This is a genomic window from Cellulosimicrobium protaetiae (assembly GCF_009708005.2).
Classification (GTDB): domain Bacteria; phylum Actinomycetota; class Actinomycetes; order Actinomycetales; family Cellulomonadaceae; genus Cellulosimicrobium; species Cellulosimicrobium protaetiae.
Genome location: NZ_CP052757.1, coordinates 334841 through 350492, shown reverse-complemented (window position 1 = coordinate 350492; position 15652 = coordinate 334841). Strand labels below are relative to the sequence as shown.

At 74.3% G+C, this 15652-nt stretch carries 15 protein-coding genes; 12 read left to right on the top strand and 3 right to left on the bottom strand.

Annotated elements, in window-relative coordinates; genetic code table 11:
- The first annotated feature begins 40 nt into the window (after positions 1-40).
- Positions 41-706: a LysE/ArgO family amino acid transporter gene (locus FIC82_RS01535; RefSeq protein ID WP_168731391.1), complete on the top strand. Its 666-nt coding sequence runs from the start codon at positions 41-43 to the stop codon at positions 704-706.
- Between the two features lie 10 nt (positions 707-716).
- Here FIC82_RS01535 and FIC82_RS01530 read toward each other — a convergent pair whose 3' ends face one another.
- Together FIC82_RS01530 and FIC82_RS01525 are read right to left on the bottom strand one after the other, a co-directional pair.
- The gene (locus FIC82_RS01530; RefSeq protein WP_154797296.1) at positions 717-1097 is read right to left on the bottom strand and encodes a VOC family protein; all 381 of its coding nucleotides are present in this window, start codon (positions 1095-1097) and stop codon (positions 717-719) included.
- A gap of 432 nt (positions 1098-1529) precedes the next feature.
- Positions 1530-2399 carry an MBL fold metallo-hydrolase gene (locus FIC82_RS01525; RefSeq protein ID WP_154797295.1) on the bottom strand — a complete coding sequence of 290 codons (870 nt, stop codon included), beginning with the start codon at positions 2397-2399 and terminating at the stop codon, positions 1530-1532.
- A 70-nt stretch (positions 2400-2469) separates the two neighbouring features.
- Here FIC82_RS01525 and FIC82_RS01520 point away from each other — a divergent pair, with 70 nt between their 5' ends.
- The 5 genes from FIC82_RS01520 (at position 2470) to FIC82_RS01500 (ending at position 7551) form a co-directional block, all read left to right on the top strand.
- The gene (locus FIC82_RS01520) at positions 2470-2988 is read left to right on the top strand and encodes a VanZ family protein (RefSeq protein WP_154797294.1); all 519 of its coding nucleotides are present in this window, start codon (positions 2470-2472) and stop codon (positions 2986-2988) included.
- A 137-nt stretch (positions 2989-3125) separates the two neighbouring features.
- Positions 3126-4100, top strand: coding sequence for a LacI family DNA-binding transcriptional regulator (locus FIC82_RS01515; protein WP_154797293.1), 975 nt, complete (start codon positions 3126-3128; stop codon positions 4098-4100).
- A 117-nt stretch (positions 4101-4217) separates the two neighbouring features.
- The gene (locus FIC82_RS01510) at positions 4218-4706 is read left to right on the top strand and encodes a hypothetical protein (protein WP_154797292.1); all 489 of its coding nucleotides are present in this window, start codon (positions 4218-4220) and stop codon (positions 4704-4706) included.
- A gap of 170 nt (positions 4707-4876) precedes the next feature.
- Entirely contained in the window at positions 4877-5914 is a 1038-nt protein-coding gene (gene glsA, locus FIC82_RS01505) for a glutaminase A (RefSeq protein ID WP_154799713.1), read from the top strand.
- Complete coding sequence (locus FIC82_RS01500; RefSeq protein ID WP_253691327.1) at positions 5911-7551, top strand: MFS transporter; 1641 nt, start codon at positions 5911-5913, stop codon at positions 7549-7551. The genes glsA and FIC82_RS01500 overlap by 4 nt, the downstream gene beginning before the upstream one ends.
- Before the next feature lie 15 nt (positions 7552-7566).
- Here the strand turns inward: FIC82_RS01500 and FIC82_RS01495 are convergent, their stop codons facing one another.
- Positions 7567-8724, bottom strand: coding sequence for a YihY/virulence factor BrkB family protein (locus FIC82_RS01495; RefSeq protein WP_154797291.1), 1158 nt, complete (start codon positions 8722-8724; stop codon positions 7567-7569).
- Positions 8725-8881: 157 nt separating this feature from the next.
- Here FIC82_RS01495 and FIC82_RS01490 point away from each other — a divergent pair, with 157 nt between their 5' ends.
- From FIC82_RS01490 to FIC82_RS01465, 6 genes are all read left to right on the top strand, one after another.
- Complete coding sequence (locus tag FIC82_RS01490; protein ID WP_154797290.1) at positions 8882-9187, top strand: ArsR/SmtB family transcription factor; 306 nt, start codon at positions 8882-8884, stop codon at positions 9185-9187.
- Positions 9184-9693 carry an SRPBCC family protein gene (locus FIC82_RS01485; RefSeq protein WP_154797289.1) on the top strand — a complete coding sequence of 170 codons (510 nt, stop codon included), beginning with the start codon at positions 9184-9186 and terminating at the stop codon, positions 9691-9693. The genes FIC82_RS01490 and FIC82_RS01485 overlap by 4 nt, the downstream gene beginning before the upstream one ends.
- A 180-nt stretch (positions 9694-9873) precedes the next feature.
- Positions 9874-10269 carry a carboxymuconolactone decarboxylase family protein gene (locus FIC82_RS01480; RefSeq protein ID WP_168731390.1) on the top strand — a complete coding sequence of 132 codons (396 nt, stop codon included), beginning with the start codon at positions 9874-9876 and terminating at the stop codon, positions 10267-10269.
- Between the two features lie 31 nt (positions 10270-10300).
- Entirely contained in the window at positions 10301-12535 is a 2235-nt protein-coding gene (locus FIC82_RS01475; protein WP_154797288.1) for a winged helix-turn-helix domain-containing protein, read from the top strand.
- A 150-nt stretch (positions 12536-12685) separates the two neighbouring features.
- Positions 12686-15160 carry a sulfatase-like hydrolase/transferase gene (locus FIC82_RS01470; RefSeq protein WP_154797287.1) on the top strand — a complete coding sequence of 825 codons (2475 nt, stop codon included), beginning with the start codon at positions 12686-12688 and terminating at the stop codon, positions 15158-15160.
- The gene (locus FIC82_RS01465) at positions 15157-15633 is read left to right on the top strand and encodes a DUF6325 family protein (RefSeq protein ID WP_154797286.1); all 477 of its coding nucleotides are present in this window, start codon (positions 15157-15159) and stop codon (positions 15631-15633) included. Before FIC82_RS01470 ends, FIC82_RS01465 begins: the two co-directional genes overlap by 4 nt.
- The last annotated feature ends 19 nt before the right edge of the window (positions 15634-15652 follow it).

The following is a 15652-nucleotide window of genomic DNA, read 5'->3' as shown; positions in this document are numbered from 1 at the left end:
TTCGCTGGCCTTCATCAGGGCGAATCCCTACCGTCGAGACGTGCTCGCCGCTCTCTCGCCCCTCGCCGCCGGTCTCGCCGCCGGGTTGTCCCTCATCGTCGCGATCGGTGCGCAGAACGCGTTCGTGCTGCGCCAGGGGCTGCGCCGCGAGCACGTCCTGCCGGTCGTGCTCGTCTGCGCGCTCTCCGACCTCGTCCTCATCGCCGCGGGGACGGCGGGGCTCGGCGCGCTCGTGACCGGTGCGCCGACGCTCCTCACCGTGGTGCGCTGGGGCGGCGCCGCGTTCCTCCTCACGCTCGGGGCGCTCGCCGCCCGGCGCGCACTGCGGCCCGGCGGGCTCGACCCGGCGTCGGGCGCCGGCGCGACGAGCGCGCGCTCCGCCGTCGGGACGTCGCTCGCCCTCACGTGGCTCAACCCGCACGTCTACCTCGACACCGTGCTGCTCCTCGGGTCGCTCGCGGCGGGCTACGCCGCCGCGCACGCCGGGGGAACCGCCGCCTACGCCGGAGCGGGCGACCCCGACACCGCGCGATGGCTCTTCGGGGCGGGCGCGATGGTCGCGAGCCTCGTGTGGTTCACCGCGCTCGGCTTCGGGGCACGCCTGCTCGCACCCGTGTTCGCGCGTCCCGGCGCGTGGCGCGTGCTCGACGGCGTGATCGCCGCCGTCATGGCGACGATCGGGGTGTCGCTCCTGCTCGGCGGGTGAGGCGGCGCCCTCAGGCCGTCGCCCAGACCCCCAGCTCGTTGCCGCTCGGGTCGAGGAAGTGGAAGCGCCGACCGCCGGGGAACTCGTACGGCCCCTCGACCACCCGGCCGCCCGCGCCCTGCACGGCGGCGAGGGTCGCGTCGAGGTCCGCGGAGAACATCAGGACGAACGGCCCGCCGCGCGACACGTCGCCCGCCTCGGCGAGCCGCAGACCGCCCGCCTCGTCGGCGCCCGACTCCGCGGACGTGCGGATGCCCGCGTACCCGGGGCCGTAGGGGACGAACTCCCAGCCGAACGCCGCGCCGTAGAACGCCTGCGCCGCCGCGAGGTCGGTCACGGGGAGCTCGACGTAGTCGATCGAGTGGTGGATGCCGTGCGCGTGGCTGCTCATACCATCATCGTCGCGCGGGCCACCCACAGGGACGCGCCCTCGGTCAGCGGTCGGTGACCACAACGAACAGGGTGTCCGAGGCGAAGTACGGCTCGGTCGTGCTCGACGATGTCCGCCATCCGGCGATTCTCCGCCCTCGTCGTCCTGCCAGGCGGCCTCGTCCTGACGGACGCGGCGCAGGCGCTCGGCGATGTCGGCCTCGCTCGCCGGCACGAGCGTCCCGGGACGGGACATCGCGTCGACGATCTCGCCCTCAGGTGCGAAGATCGCACCGCCGGACACGTCCATGCCGACATGGGCGATCAGACCGAGGGTGTTGCCCGGGCGTACGCCCGCCTTCCTGGCCCAGCGCTCGAGAAGTCACGGTGCCATGACGTTCCTCCCTGTCACGGTGCCATGACCCTGTACGGCGGACATGCTCGTGGCGACCGGTCAGGTGAGGTGGTCGAAGTCGCCGCGGACCCAGGCGGCGTGGCGCTGCGCGGAGCGAAGCACGACCTCCCGTGCGTCGGCGGGGACGACGCCCTCGAAGTTGTTGTAGAGCCGCTCGAACGGGCGCCGCGCGACGTGCTCGGCGACGCGCAGCACGACGGCGGCGGACAGCGGGATGCGGTTGGGGTAGGAGCGCATGAAGCTCACGGACGTGCGGTCGGGGTTGGCGAAGATCGTGTCCCCGGACAGGAGCACGCCCCGGCCCTCGGCGCCGGCCGCCCAGTGCACGACGGCGCTGCCGGGGAAGTGGCCGCCTGGTTGTGACAGGACGACGCCGGGCAGCACCTCGCGCTCGCCGGTCCAGGTCTCGATGACTGGGTCGGGGCGCGCGACCCAGTGCGCGTCGGCCTCGGCGACGAGCACGGGGACGTCGCCGAGGGCGCGGCTCCACGCGACCTGGACGCCGAACATGTGCGGGTGGCTCGCGGCGATCGCGACGACCGGGCCGAGCGCGCGCACCCGAGCGACGGCGTCGTCGTCCACGTAGCCGGGCGGGTCCCAGAGCAGGTTGCCCGCGGGGGTGCGCACGATCTTGGCCTGCTGCCCGATGCCGACGCTCGGCTCGCTCGACAGGCCGAACAGGTCGGGCTCGAGCTCCTCCAGCACGAGGCGCTCGCCGGCCGCGGCGAGCTCGGCGAGCGTGGTCCACGCCTGCCCGCTCGCGGGGACCCACTGGCGCTCGTCGGCGCAGATGGCGCACACGTCGGGTCGCTCGGCGTGCTCGACCGCGCACGTGCGGCAGATCCACCATTCCTCGGGGGAGGCAGCGGCGTCGGGCGCGAGGGGCTCGGGGGACGGCGTCGTCGTCATGGGCACAGGTCTACCGTGCCCCGCCGACACGCGGTAGCCGCACCCGTCGACCTGCGAGACTGGCGCCCCCATGATCTCCACGCTCCTCGTCGCGCACCCCTGGCTGTCGCCGCTCGCCCTCCTCGTCCTCGCCGTCGCCGGACCGCTCGTGGGCGCATGGCTGGCGGGCCGCCGTCCGCTCGCGTGGGTGCTGTTCGGCGTCTCCCTGCTCCCGGTGCTCCTGCTCACGCTCGTGCCGGTCGACCGCGAGCTCTTCGCCGTCTGCACCGTGAGCTGGTCGCTGCCGACACCGGGACGCGTGGAGCTCCTGGCGAACGTCGTGCTGTTCGTGCCGCCGGTGCTGCTCGCCGCGGTCGCGCTGGGCAGGCCGCTCGTCGCGCTCCTCGGCGGCGTCGTCGCCTCCGCGCTCATCGAGGTGTTCCAGGCGCTGGTCCCGGCGCTCGGGCGGTCGTGCGACACGAACGACTGGCTCTCCAACTCGATCGGCGCGCTGCTCGGCGCGGGCCTCGCCGTGGTGGCGCTGCGGCTCGCGGCTCGCCGGGACCGCGCGACGAACCCGGGCTCGGTCCCCAGCTCTCGGTGGTCCTGAGGAGCGATCCCGGGTTCGGCGACGACCCCTGCGCCGACACCGGCGTGGGAACGCTTCCACCGACCGCCCTCTGCGGGTTAGCGTGGTGCTCCGGGCGCCGCCCGTCACCGCCGACAGGACCTGCTCAGGAGATCGCCATGCCGCCCACCACGCTCGACGACGTCGCCGCGGCGGCCCGCGTCTCGCGGTCCACGGCCTCGCGCGTCGTGCGCGGCACCGGTCCCGTGTCCGACGCGGCGCGCCGCGCGGTCCTCACCGCCGTCGAGGAGCTCGGGTACGTGCCGCACCCCGGCGCGCGGTCCCTCGCGAGCGGGCGGGGCGAGCGGGTCGTGGTCGCGGTCGGGTCGCCGTCCGCCGACCTGCTGGGCGACCCCTACGTCGCGCGCGTCGTCGCGGCGGCCAGCCGCGCGGCCGACACGCAGGGCGTCGGCGTCGCCCTGCGCTGGCTCGGGCGCGACCCGCGCGACGAGCTGGCCCGGCTCGCGCGCGACCCGGGCGTGGGCGGCGTGCTCCTCGTCGACTACTCGGCCGAGGTGCTCGCGAGCGTGCCCCGCACGCTGCTCTCCCGCGTGGCGGCGATCGGTCCCGCCGACGGCCGCGTGCCCTCGTACGACGTCGACGCCGCGGCCGGGATCGCCGCGCTCGTCGAGCACGTGCTCGCCGACGGGCGCCGCGACGTCGTCATGCTCACCGGGCCCGGCTGGCTCCCCGGCGCACAGCGGGCCGTCGAGGCGTACGACGCGGTCGTGCGCGCCGCCGGCGTCCCGCGCCGCGTCGTGGCCGCCGACCTCACGGCCCTCGCGGGCGCGGAGGCGGCGCGCGAGGCTCGTCGCCGCTGGCCCGGCGTCGACGCGCTCGTCGCGATGAGCGACACGCTCGCCGTCGGCGCGATGCGCGCGCTCGCGGAGGACGGCGTCCGTGTGCCCGACGACGTCGCCGTCACCGGGTTCGACGACCAGCCGTTCGCGGAGCAGGCCGGCCCGGGCCTGACGACCGCGACCCACCCCGTGGAGCGGATCGCGGCCGCCGCCACGGCGGCGCTCCTGGACCGTCGCCGCCGGGACGACGAGCGCACGTTCCCGTCCGTCGTCGTCCGCCGCACGAGCGCCTGAGGTGCGCCGTCCCGTGCGCGAGATCCCGCGCGAGACCCACCGACGGCGAGGCTCGGGGGAGCGATAGGGTCGGCGCTCGGTGCCGACCGGCGGTGCTACCGAGCCTCAGGGGGAACCGTGACGCAGCCGCCCGACCCGTCCCCGACCGCGCCCGTCGCGGTCGCCCCGAGCCCGGACCGACGACGACGCCGCGTGGTCCTCCTCGTCGTCGCCGTCCTCGTGCTCGTCCTCGTCGGCGTGGTCGCGGTCTTCGCGTACCTCGACCAGCGGCCACGTCTCGAGCGGCAGCCGAACATCGACGCGGTGGCGGTCGCCTACGACGAGTGCGGCCTCGCCCGCACGTGGGCGACCCTCGACGCCGACAACGGGTCGATCGACTTCGACGCCGTCGGGACGGGGGTCGGGCCGACCTGGGACGACGTCGAGTGCGTCGGCACCGCGCTCGGGATGCCGGACGAGCACCTGGCCCGGATCCAGGTCACGGACGACAGGTTCGGCCAGGAGCAGCTCCGGTGGGACGTGTACATGGTGCTGCGTCAGACGGGCGCCGAGCACACCCACGTCTCGCTCTACCACGACTGGCACGCGGCGTCCTACCGCTCCTGAGCGGCCACGAGCCCTGATTCCCGGAGACCGGGACCGTTCGCCCGGGCGCGGACGCGGTCGACCGCGAGAGGTCGACGGGTCGGCCACCTCGCGCCTCGCCCTGCGCCACCCCGACCGACGTGGCAGCATCGCGCGTGGTCGGCACGGACGATCCGGACGGAGAGGACGCGATGGGACTGGGCGTCGACGATGTCGAGCAGGAGGTCGCGACCGGCTCGCTCCCGGGCTGGGACCGCGTCGAGGAGCACGTCCGTGCGGCCCACGAGCGCTACCGCGGGAACGACGACGGCGCGGTCGCCGACTACATCCCCGTGCTCGCCGAGGCCGACCGGTCGCTGTTCGGGGTGTGCGTCGCCGAGTCGGGGGGCGCGGTCCACGCCGTGGGCGACGCCGACGTCGAGTTCTCCGTGCAGTCCATCTCCAAGGCGTTCGTGTACGCGCTGGTGTGCGAGGCCTACGGCCACGAGGACGTGCTCGAACGGGTCGGTGTGGACAGCACGGGGCTCGCCTTCAACTCGGTGATGGCGGTCGAGCTCCACGACGGCCACCCGCGCAACCCCATGGTCAACGCGGGCGCCCTCGCGACGACGGCCCTCGTGCCGGGTGCGTCGTTCGCCGAGAAGTGGGAGAACGTGCGCACCGGCCTGTCCCGGTTCGCCGGGCGGTCGCTCGAGCTCGACGGGGTCGTGTACCGGTCGGAGTCCGCGACGAACATGCGCAACAAGGCGATCGCGCGGCTCCTGGAGAGCTATGGCCGGATCGAGGTCGACCCGCTGGAGGTCGTCGACGTCTACACCAAGCAGTGCGCGCTGCGGGTGAGCGCGCGCGACCTCGCGGTCATGGGGGCGACGCTCGCGGACGGCGGGGTCAACCCGGTCACCGGAGAGCGCGTGGTCTCCGCGCAGGTGTGCCGGGACACGCTCGCCGTGCTCGCCTCGACCGGGATGTATGAGCGCTCCGGGGAGTGGCTGTTCGAGATCGGCCTGCCTGCCAAGTCCGGCGTGGCAGGAGGCATCGTCGCCGTCGCCCCCGGCAAGGGGGCGATCGGTACGTACTCACCGCCCCTCGACCCGGCCGGGAACAGCGTGCGCGGGCAGCGCGCGACCGCGTACCTGTCGCGGACGCTCGGGCTCAACCTCTTCGCGTCGTCCCCGCACGTCCCCGAGACCACCGCCCGCCCGACCGGGAGAAAGGACCCCACCTCATGAGCACTCGTGACGCCGTCGACGACGCCGCCGCACCGGCGACCGAGGACCGCACGTCGTGGGTCCCGATGGTCGGGCTCTTCCTCGCCCAGGTCCTCATGTCGTTCAACGTCGCGGCGCTGCCCGTGTCGCTGGGCGGGATGGTCGAGGACTTCGGTGTCCCGCCGACCGTCGCGAGCTCGACGATCGTCGTCTACGGCCTCGCGGTCGCGGCGCTCGTCATGACCGGCGCGAAGCTCGGGCAGCGGGTCGGGTGGGTCGCGATCTTCCGCGTCGTCGTGGCGACGTTCGCCGGGTCGGCGCTCCTCATGATCTTCTCCCCGAGCGTGGGGTGGGCGATCACGGGCCAGGCCGTCGCCGGGGCCTCGGCCGCGATCATCGTGCCGGCGCTGGTCGCGCTCATCGCGGAGAACTACCGCGGAGCCCAGCAGGCGACGGCGATCGGGTCGCTCGGGTCGGCCCGCGCGGTGTCGGGCATGAGCGCGTTCTTCATCGGCGGCGCGCTCGGGACGCTCATCGGCTGGCGACCCACCTTCGTCATCGTGCTGGCGCTCGCCGTCGCCGTCTTCGTCCTCAGCTTCCGGCTGCGGTCCGACGGCGGCGACCCCGGCATCAGGATCGACCTCGTCGCCGCGGTGCTCATCGGTGCGGCGGTCGTCGCGCTCACCCTCGGGTTCAACAACCTCAACGCCTGGGGGCTGTTCTTCGCCTCGCCGGGCGCGCCGTTCGACCTCGTCGGGGTCTCGCCCGCGCCGGTGCTCGTGCTGCTCGGCGTCGTGCTCGGGCAGACGTTCTTCTGGTGGACCAGGCGACGCACCGCGGCGGGCAAGGTGCCGCTCGTGGACCTGTCCGTCCTCGCTCGCCCCAGCGAGCGCGCGGCGGTCTACGCGATGTTCGTCGTCGTGGCGCTCGAGGCCGCGCTGAACTTCACCGTCCCGCTGTACATCCAGATCGTGCAGGGTCGGACGCCGTTCGACACCGCGCTCGCGATGATGCCGTTCAACCTCACCGTGTTCGTCACCGCGACGCTCGTCGTGCGCTTCTACACGCGCTACCCGCCGCGCACGATCGGCGTCTTCGGCTTCACGCTGACGACCGTCGCGCTGCTCTGGCTGTCGTTCGTCGTGACGAACAACTGGGAGACGCTGCCCACGATCCTCGGCCTCGTCGTCTTCGGGGTCGGGCAGGGCGCCCTGGTGACGCTCGTGTTCAACGTGCTCGTCACGGCTGCGCCCAAGACGCTCGCCGGCGACGTCGGCTCGATCCGCGGCACGACGCAGAACCTCGCCTCGGCGGTCGGCACCGCGCTCGCGGGGGCGCTGCTCGTGACGATCCTGTCGTTCAGCGTCGGGCGCGCCGTCGTCGAGCACCCCGAGCTGCCGCCCGCTCTCGTCGCCCAGGTCGACCTCGACACGGTGAACTTCGTGAGCAACGACGACCTGCGCTCGGTCCTCGCGGGCACCGACGCCACGCCTGCCCAGGTGGACGCCGCCGTCGCGCTCAACGAGGAGGCGCGCCTGGGCACCCTGAAGATCGGGCTGCTCGTCCTGGCCGGGGTCAGCGCGACGGCGATCCTGCCCGCGAGCCGGCTGCCCCGGTACCGGCCCGACGAGATCCCCGACCCGGCACCCGCCCGGTAGCCCAGGGCGCCGGGGTCACGACGCGTCGTCGCGCGTGCGTCGTCCCGTCCCGGTCCCCGAGCCCGTGCCGTCGGAGCCGTCCGTGTCGTCGGAGCCGTCCGAGTCGGCCGAGCGGCCCCGGCTCTCGCGCAGGGCGCGCGCCTGGGCGACGGCCTCCTCGCGCTTGGCCGCCTTCTTGTCGCTCGCGCTCGTGTCGCGCGGCGGGAGCTGGAGGCGTTCCTCCGCGGGGATCCCGCCCTGGAGCTCGCGGCTGCGCTCGACCTCCGCGTCGAGCTCGGCGCCGAGCAGCAGGGCGAGGTTCGTGATCCACAGCCACAGCAGGAAGATGATGACGCCGGCCAGGGTCCCGTACGTCGCGCCGTAGCTGCTGAGGCCGCTGCCCAGGTAGAGCCCGAACGCCGCGGAGGCGAGCGCCCACACGAGGATCGCGAGGAGCGCGCCCGGGCTGACCCACCGAAACCGTGGCTGCTTCACGTTGGGCGTGAGGTGGAACAGCAGTGCCACGAGGACCACCACGAGCAGGATCGCGACCGGCCACTTGGCGACCTGCCAGACGGCGATCGCCGTGTCCCCGAGCCCGACGAGCTCGCCGACCTGCCGGGCGATCGGGCCCGAGAGCACGAGGCTCGCGACGACGAGCGCCGCGAGGACCACCACGACGACCGTCACGCCGAGCATCACCGGCCGCAGCTTCCAGATCGGGCGGCCCTCCTCGACCTCGTAGATGCGGTTCATGGACCGGCTGAACGCCCCCACGTACCCCGACGCGGACCACAGGGCCAGCACGACACCGATGACGAGCGCGAACCCCGCGCGGTCGGTGTTCGCGGCCTGCTCGACGAGCGGCCGGATCATGTCGAGGGTCGTCGAGGGCACCACGCCCTCGACGCTCGTGAGGACCGAGTCGACCGCCTTCTCGCCGTCGCCGACGAGCCCGAGGATCGACACGAGCGCGAGGAGCGCGGGCGCCGCCGCGAGCACGGCGTAGTACGTCAGCGCCGCCGCGAGGTCGGTGCACTGGTCGTCCATGAACTCGCGCACCGCGCCCTTGAGGGCGAACCCCCACGACGGCCGGTGCAGGTCGGTGGGGGAGCCGGGCTTGACGTCGGCGTCGGGCGCGGGACGGTCACCGGGTGACGGCTCCGCCTCGGGAGCAGGGCGGGTGCTGGTCATGCGGCCTCCTCGGTCGACGTCGCGACGGCCCGCTCCCGGCTGGGCCGCCGTCGGCCCGGTCCCGGACCTTCTCCAGGCTGGGCCGTCGGCGGCTCGCTCGCAACCAGCGCGGACGCGAGGGGTGGCACATCTGTAAGCATCCGCTTACGCTGTGGCCATGTCCGCGCTCGACGTCCTCGCAGATCCCAGCCGACGCCGCGTGGTGGAGCTCCTGGCCGGGGGCCCGCTCAGCGCGGGCGAGATCGCCGTGCACTTCGACTCGAGCAGACCCGCCGTCTCCCAGCACCTCGGCATCCTCGTCGGCGGCGGGGTGCTCGACGTGCGGCGGGCGGGGACGCGCCGCATCTACTCGCTGCGCCCGGAGGCGTTGACCGAGGCCGGCGACTGGCTCACCGCCCAGGCATCGCGCTGGGAACGCGTGCTCGACTCCCTGGAGTCGGCACTGGACGAAGGAGAGATATGACGACGACACCCACGGGTGCCGGGACGCTCGGCATCGGCACGGACGGGACCTTCCGCATCCGGTTCGACCGTGTCCTCGATCATCCGGTGGACCGCGTCTGGGCCGCCCTGACCGATCCGGAGAAGCTGGGGGTCTGGATGCCCGGCAGCCGCATCGATCCGCGCGTCGGGGGCGAGGTCCGCTACGACTTCGGCGAGGAGGGGTCCGCGACGGGCGAGGTGACCTCGGTGCGCGCCCCGAGCGCGTCCGACCCCACCGCAGAGCTGGAGCACACCTGGCGCTGGGAAGGGCTGCCGGTCTCGGCCGTCACCTGGCACCTCGAGCCCTCGGGGTCCGGGACGCGGCTGCACCTCACGCACCGCGAGGTGCTCCGCGAGCCGGCCACCGAGTTCACGATCGGCTGGCACGTCATCCTCGACACGCTCGACCGCTACGCCGACGGGCGATCCTGGGACGACGTCTGGGACGGCTACGACCTGCTCGCCGCGCACTACGCGTCGGCCTGACCACCGCGACACCGCCGCGAGGCGAGGACCGGTCCCACCCCTCGTGGCCGTCATGCGTTCTGTGTGACGACCCCGCGCCGTGCCGTCGTCATGCTGGCGGGGAAGGGCGATCGGGCAGGGGGACAGGCCCGGGCCCGCCGGCCCGGACCGGGCCCGCGTCGGAAAGGTGGGGTGGTCGGCGTGGACCACGCGGAAGTGCTCCGGCGGCTCACGATCAACGAGGAGCGCCTCGCCGACGGCGCCGGGCTGGGTGACGACGCGCTCTCCAGGCGGGAGCGCGCCCTCGTGCGGATCGCGGCCACCGTCGCGGTCGGGGCGCCGGTCCCCACGTACGGCGCCGAGATCGACGCGGCGGTCGAGGCCGGCGTCGACGCCGCCGAGGTGGTCGGGGTGCTCGCGGCGGTGGTCCCCCTCGTCGGGCTGCCGCGCGTGGTGGCGGCGGCACCTCGGGTCGCGCTCGCGCTCGGCCTCGAACCCGTCGAGGGATGGGACGACGAACCTGCCGGGTCCGGCATGCCCGTCGGGACCCCCCGGACGACGCCGGGCGTACCGGGTGATTTCCCCGGTCCCGGTTGAGGGCCCGGCGGGCCGCTCCTAGTCTGCTGGAGTGTCCGACGGGAGCCGTCAGGCGGTCACCGCGCGACCGGATCTCAGCACGGCGCTGCTCGCGGGCAAGGTCGAGCCGCCGGCGCCGCGCCGGGGCGCGGTCTCCCGGCGCGCTCTCGTCGACCGGGCGCGGCGGGACGGCGCGCGGCTCGTCGTGGTGACGGCTCCGCCGGGCTACGGCAAGACGACCATGCTCGCGGAGTGGGCGAGCGTCGAGGACCGCGCGGTCGCGTGGGTCGGCCTCGATCGGCTCGACGACGACCCCGGCGCCCTCCTCACCCTCCTCGCGCTCGCCTGCACCCCGTTCTCGTCCGACGTCGGGGCCGTCGCGGCGGAGATGCGCGGCACGGGCGCGGCGATGCTCGGGAGGTCCGCACCCCTGCTCGCGTCGGCGCTGGCCCGTACGCGCACGCCGTTCGTGCTGTTCGTCGACGACCTGCACGAGGCGGGGTCGGAGGCCTGCCGGGACGCGCTCGAGATCGTGCTCGGCGGCGTCCCGCCGGGGTCGCAGGTCGTGCTCGCGAGCCGTCGCGCGCCCGGGCACGACGCGCGGCGGCGCGTGGAGGGTGACCTCGTCGAGATCGGCCCCGACGACCTGCGGGTCGACGCGGCCGGCGCGCGCGAGATCTTCCGCGCCGCGGGGGTCGAGCAGGGCGAGGCGCTGGACCGCGTGGTCGAGCGGTGCGAGGGCTGGCCGACGGGCGTCTTCCTCTGCGCGCTGCTCGTGCGCGACGGCGAGGACCCGGCGTCCCTCATGGGGACCGACCGGTTCGTCGCCGACTACCTGTACCGCGAGTGCATGACCCTCCTCCCCGCGCGGACGCAGCACTTCCTGCGCGCCACGGCCGTGCTCGACCAGCTCTCGGCGGCGACGTGCGACGCCGTGCTCGGCACCTCCGACGCCGCGGAGCGGCTGCGCGAGCTGGAGGACGCGAACCTGTTCCTCGTCCCGCTCGACCACCACCGCGGCTGGTTCCGCTACCACGCGCTGTTCCGCGAGTTCCTGCTCGCGGAGCTCGACCGGGTCGAGCCCGCCGCCGTCGCGCCGCTCCACCGCCGCGCCGCCGCCTGGCACGTCGAGGAGGGGCTGGAGGCCCGGGCGGTCGAGCACCTGCTCGCGGCAGGCGACGTGGAGGAGGCGGCGGTCCTCGTCGGGCGCCTCGCGCTGCCGACGTACCAGGAGGGCGGGGTGGCCGTCGTGACGCGCTGGCTCGACACCCTCGGCGAGGCCGTGGTCGAGGCGCTCCCCGAGCTCACGGTCGTCGCCGCGTGGCGCGCGCTGCTGCTCGGCGAGTCCTCGACGGCCGAGCGGTGGGCTGCCGTCCTGGAGGGTTTCGACGCCTCCCTCTTCCCCGAGGAGGACCGCGTCGCGCTCGAGTCCGCCCGGTGCCAGGTGCGGGCGGCCATGTGCCTCGACGGCCCGGAGGCGTCCCTCGCGTGCGCGGCCTACGCCGTCGAGCACGAGCCCGTGTGGAGCTCGTGGCGCGACCAGGCGCTCCACCTCCTGGGCTCGGCCCACCTGATGGTGGGCGACCGGGACGCGGCGCGCGAGGCGTTCGTCGAGGCCGTGGCCTGCGGCGCCGAGGCGGGGAACCCGGACTCGGTGCTGCTCAGCGAGGCGGAGCTCGCCGTCCTCGCGCTGGACGACGGGCGGTGGGACGACGCGCAGAGCCACGCGCGCGCCGCGGTCGACACGGTCGACGACCACCACATGGAGGGCTACTCCACGACCGCCATCGCGCTGGCCGTGCGCGCCCGCGTCGCCGCCCACCGCGGCGAGCGCACGGCGGCGGAGCGGTTCGTCGCGCGCGGGATGCGCGCCCGGGTGCCCTGCACGTACGTCATGCCGTTCCTCGCGCTGCGCGTCCGGCTCCAGCTCGGCTACGCGTGCCTCGCCCTCGGCGACCGCACGACGGCGGCGCACCTCGCCGCCGAGGCGGCCGAGGTGCTGCGCCGCCGCCCGCGCGTCGGGCTGCTGGCGGGCGAGGTCACAGCCTTCCGGGCCCGCCTCGAGACCGTCGCGGCGACGCGCGGCGCCCCGCCGCTCACCCCGGCCGAGCTCCGGCTGCTGCCCTACCTGCAGACCCACCTCACGATGGCGGAGATCGGCCGCCGGCTCTTCGTCTCCCGGAACACCGTGAGCACGCAGGTCGGCGCGATCTACCGCAAGCTCGGCGCCACGACCCGCGGCGCCGCCGTCGAGCGCGCCGTCACGCTCGGTCTGCTCGGAAGCTGACCGCCGCCCGGTGCCGGGGCGAACCACCGCGGCGCCGTTCGCGCGATCTGCGTGATGCCCTCCCGGCGGCGGCGGACCTACGGTCGACGCGTCGTCGGCGAGGCCGTGCCCGCGCCGCCCGTGAGGTCCTGGACAGACAGGAGAGGCACGATGAGTGACGAGCCCCGACGGACGGTCGTCGGACCGCCGCTGCCCGCAGAGCGGTCCCTGCCCTTCCCGCCGCGTCGCTCCGGGAGCGTCGCCGGACGGACGATCCAGGAGTCCACGTACTCCCCGCGACCACCCGAGCGACACCTGCCGGCGGACGCGCCGAACATCGTCGTGATCCTCATCGACGACGCCGGTCCCGCGCTCCCCACGACGCTCGGCGGCGCCGTGCGCACCCCGACGCTCGACCGGGTCCGTGCGAACGGCATCGGGTACAACCGGTTCCACACGACCGCGATGTGCTCCCCGACCCGCGCTTCCCTGCTCACCGGGCGCAACCACCACCGCGTCGGCAACGGGCAGATCGCCGAGCTCGCGAACGACTGGGACGGGTACTCAGGCCACATCCCGAAGAGCAGCGCGACGATCGCCGAGGTGCTGCGCCAGTACGGCTACGCGACGGGCGCGTGGGGCAAGTGGCACAACACGCCGGCGGAGGAGACGACGTCGTCCGGCCCGTTCGACCGGTGGCCCACCGGGTACGGGTTCGAGTACTTCTACGGCTTCCTCGCGGGCGAGGCGTCGCAGTACGAGCCGCACCTCGTCCGCAACACGGTCCCGACGCTGCCGCCGAAGACCCCGGAGGAGGGGTACCACCTCAGCGAGGACATCGCCGACGACGCGATGCGCTGGCTGCGCGAGCACAAGGCGAACGCGCCGGACAAGCCGTTCTTCGTCTACTGGGCGACCGGCGCGCTGCACGGGCCGCACCACGTCATGAAGGAGTGGGCGGACAGGTACGCCGGGGCGTTCGACGACGGGTGGGACGTCTACCGGGAGCGGGCGCTCGCGGGCGCGAAGGCGGCGGGCTGGGTGCCCGAGGACGCCGAGCTCACGCCCCGGCCCGAGAGCCTCGCCGGGTGGGACGAGATCCCCGACGACCAGAAGGCGTTCCAGGCGCGGCTCATGGAGGTCGCGGCGGGGTTCGGCGAGCACGCCGACGTGCAGGCCGGGCGCCTGCTCGACGAGGTCGAGCGGCTCGGCTACGGCGACGACACGATCGTCGTCTACGTCTGGGGCGACAACGGCTCGTCGGGCGAGGGGCAGAACGGGACGATCAGCGAGCTGCTCGCCCAGAACGGGATCCCGTCGACCGTCGAGCAGCACATCGCGGCGCTCGAGGAGCTCGGCGGGCTCGACGCGCTCGGCACGCCCGCGACGGACAACCAGTACCACGCGGCGTGGGCGTGGGCCGGGTCGTCGCCCTACCAGGGCATGAAGCTCCTCGCGTCCCACCTCGGGGGCACGCGGAACCCGATGTTCGTGAGCTGGCCGGGGCGCATCGAGCCCGACCCGGTGCCGCGCACGCAGTTCCACCACGTCGTCGACCTCGTGCCGACGCTCTACGAGATCCTCGGCATCTCCCACCCCGAGACGGTGAACGGCGTCCCGCAGGACCCGATCGACGGGACGAGCTTCGCCTACTCGATCGACGACGCCGGGGCCGAGGGCCGCCGTCGGACGCAGTACTTCGAGATCATGGGCAGCCGCTCGATCTACGCCGACGGCTGGATGGCCTCGGCGACCGGCCCACGGCTTCCGTGGGTGCAGGGGATGCCGCCCGGGATCCACACCTGGACCCCGGACCACGACCCGTGGGAGCTGTACCACCTCGACGAGGACTGGAGCCAGGCGCACGACCTCGCCGCCGAGCACCCGGAGAAGCTCGCCGAGCTCAGGGAGCTCTTCGCGATCGAGGCGGCGCGCAACGACGTGCTGCCCGTCGGCGGCGGCCTCTGGGTGGTCGCCATGCACCCCGAGGACCGGATCAGCCCGCCGTACACGGCGTGGGACTTCGCGGGAGACACGGTGCGCGTCCCGGAGTTCTGCGCCCCGGCGCTCGGCAACCGGCCCAACCTGGTCGAGATCCGCCTCACCGTGCCCGATGCCGCGGACGGCGTGCTCTACAAGCTCGGCGGCTCGGGAGGTGGTCTCACGTGCTTCCTGCTCGACGGCGTCCTCACCTACGAGTACAACCTCTTCCTGATCCAGCGGACCGTCGTCCGGTCGGCCTCACCGCTCGCGGCGGGGGACCACGTCGTGGAGATCGAGACGACGTACGTGGAGCCCCGGCCGGGAGGCCCGCTCCGGGTCGTGCTGCGGGTCGACGGCGAGGAGGTCGGGACGGGGACGGTACCCGTGAGCGCGGCGCTGCTGTTCTCCGCGAACGACTGCCTCGACGTCGGGCGGGCGTACGGCGGACCGGTCTCGCGCGCCTACGCGGACCGCATGCCGTTCGCGCTCGACGGGCGCATCGACGCCGTGCACGTGGAGTACCTGCCGCCCGCGGGCAGCGCCGGACGAGAGGCGCACCGCGCGATCTCACACCCACGGGGTGAGGACGCGTCGGGACACGGAGGCAAACCTGAGGACTGGCCCGCGGACCACGCGGGCAGGGGCGAGAGGACGAGACGATGACGCAAGGGACCGACGACCGGCTCGCGGACGAGCTCGGTGACCTCCAGGAGAGCGGACCGATCGACTTCCTGGTCATCGAGCTGCCGACCGACCGAGCGACGGGCGACAAGGCCTTCCCGCACCTCGTCGACCTCGTGGACCGCGGGATCATCCGGGTGCTCGACCTCGTGGTCGTGCGCCGCGAGGACGACGGCAGCGTCGTCGGCCTGGGTCTCGAGGAGCTCGACGACGGGTCGACCGAGCTCGCCGTGTTCGCGGGCGCCCGGTCGGGCCTGCTCGACGGCGACGACCTCGACGAGGCGGCGAGCGCCGTCGAGCCCGGCACGACCGCGGTCGTGCTGGTCTACGAGAACGTCTGGGCGGCGCCGTTCGCGACCGCCCTGCGCCGCAACGGCGCCCAGCTCGTCGCGAGCGGGCGCATCCCGGTCCAGGCGCTGCTCGCGTCCCTGGACGCCACCGAGCCGGTCGACTGAGCCGGCTCTCGGAGAGGAG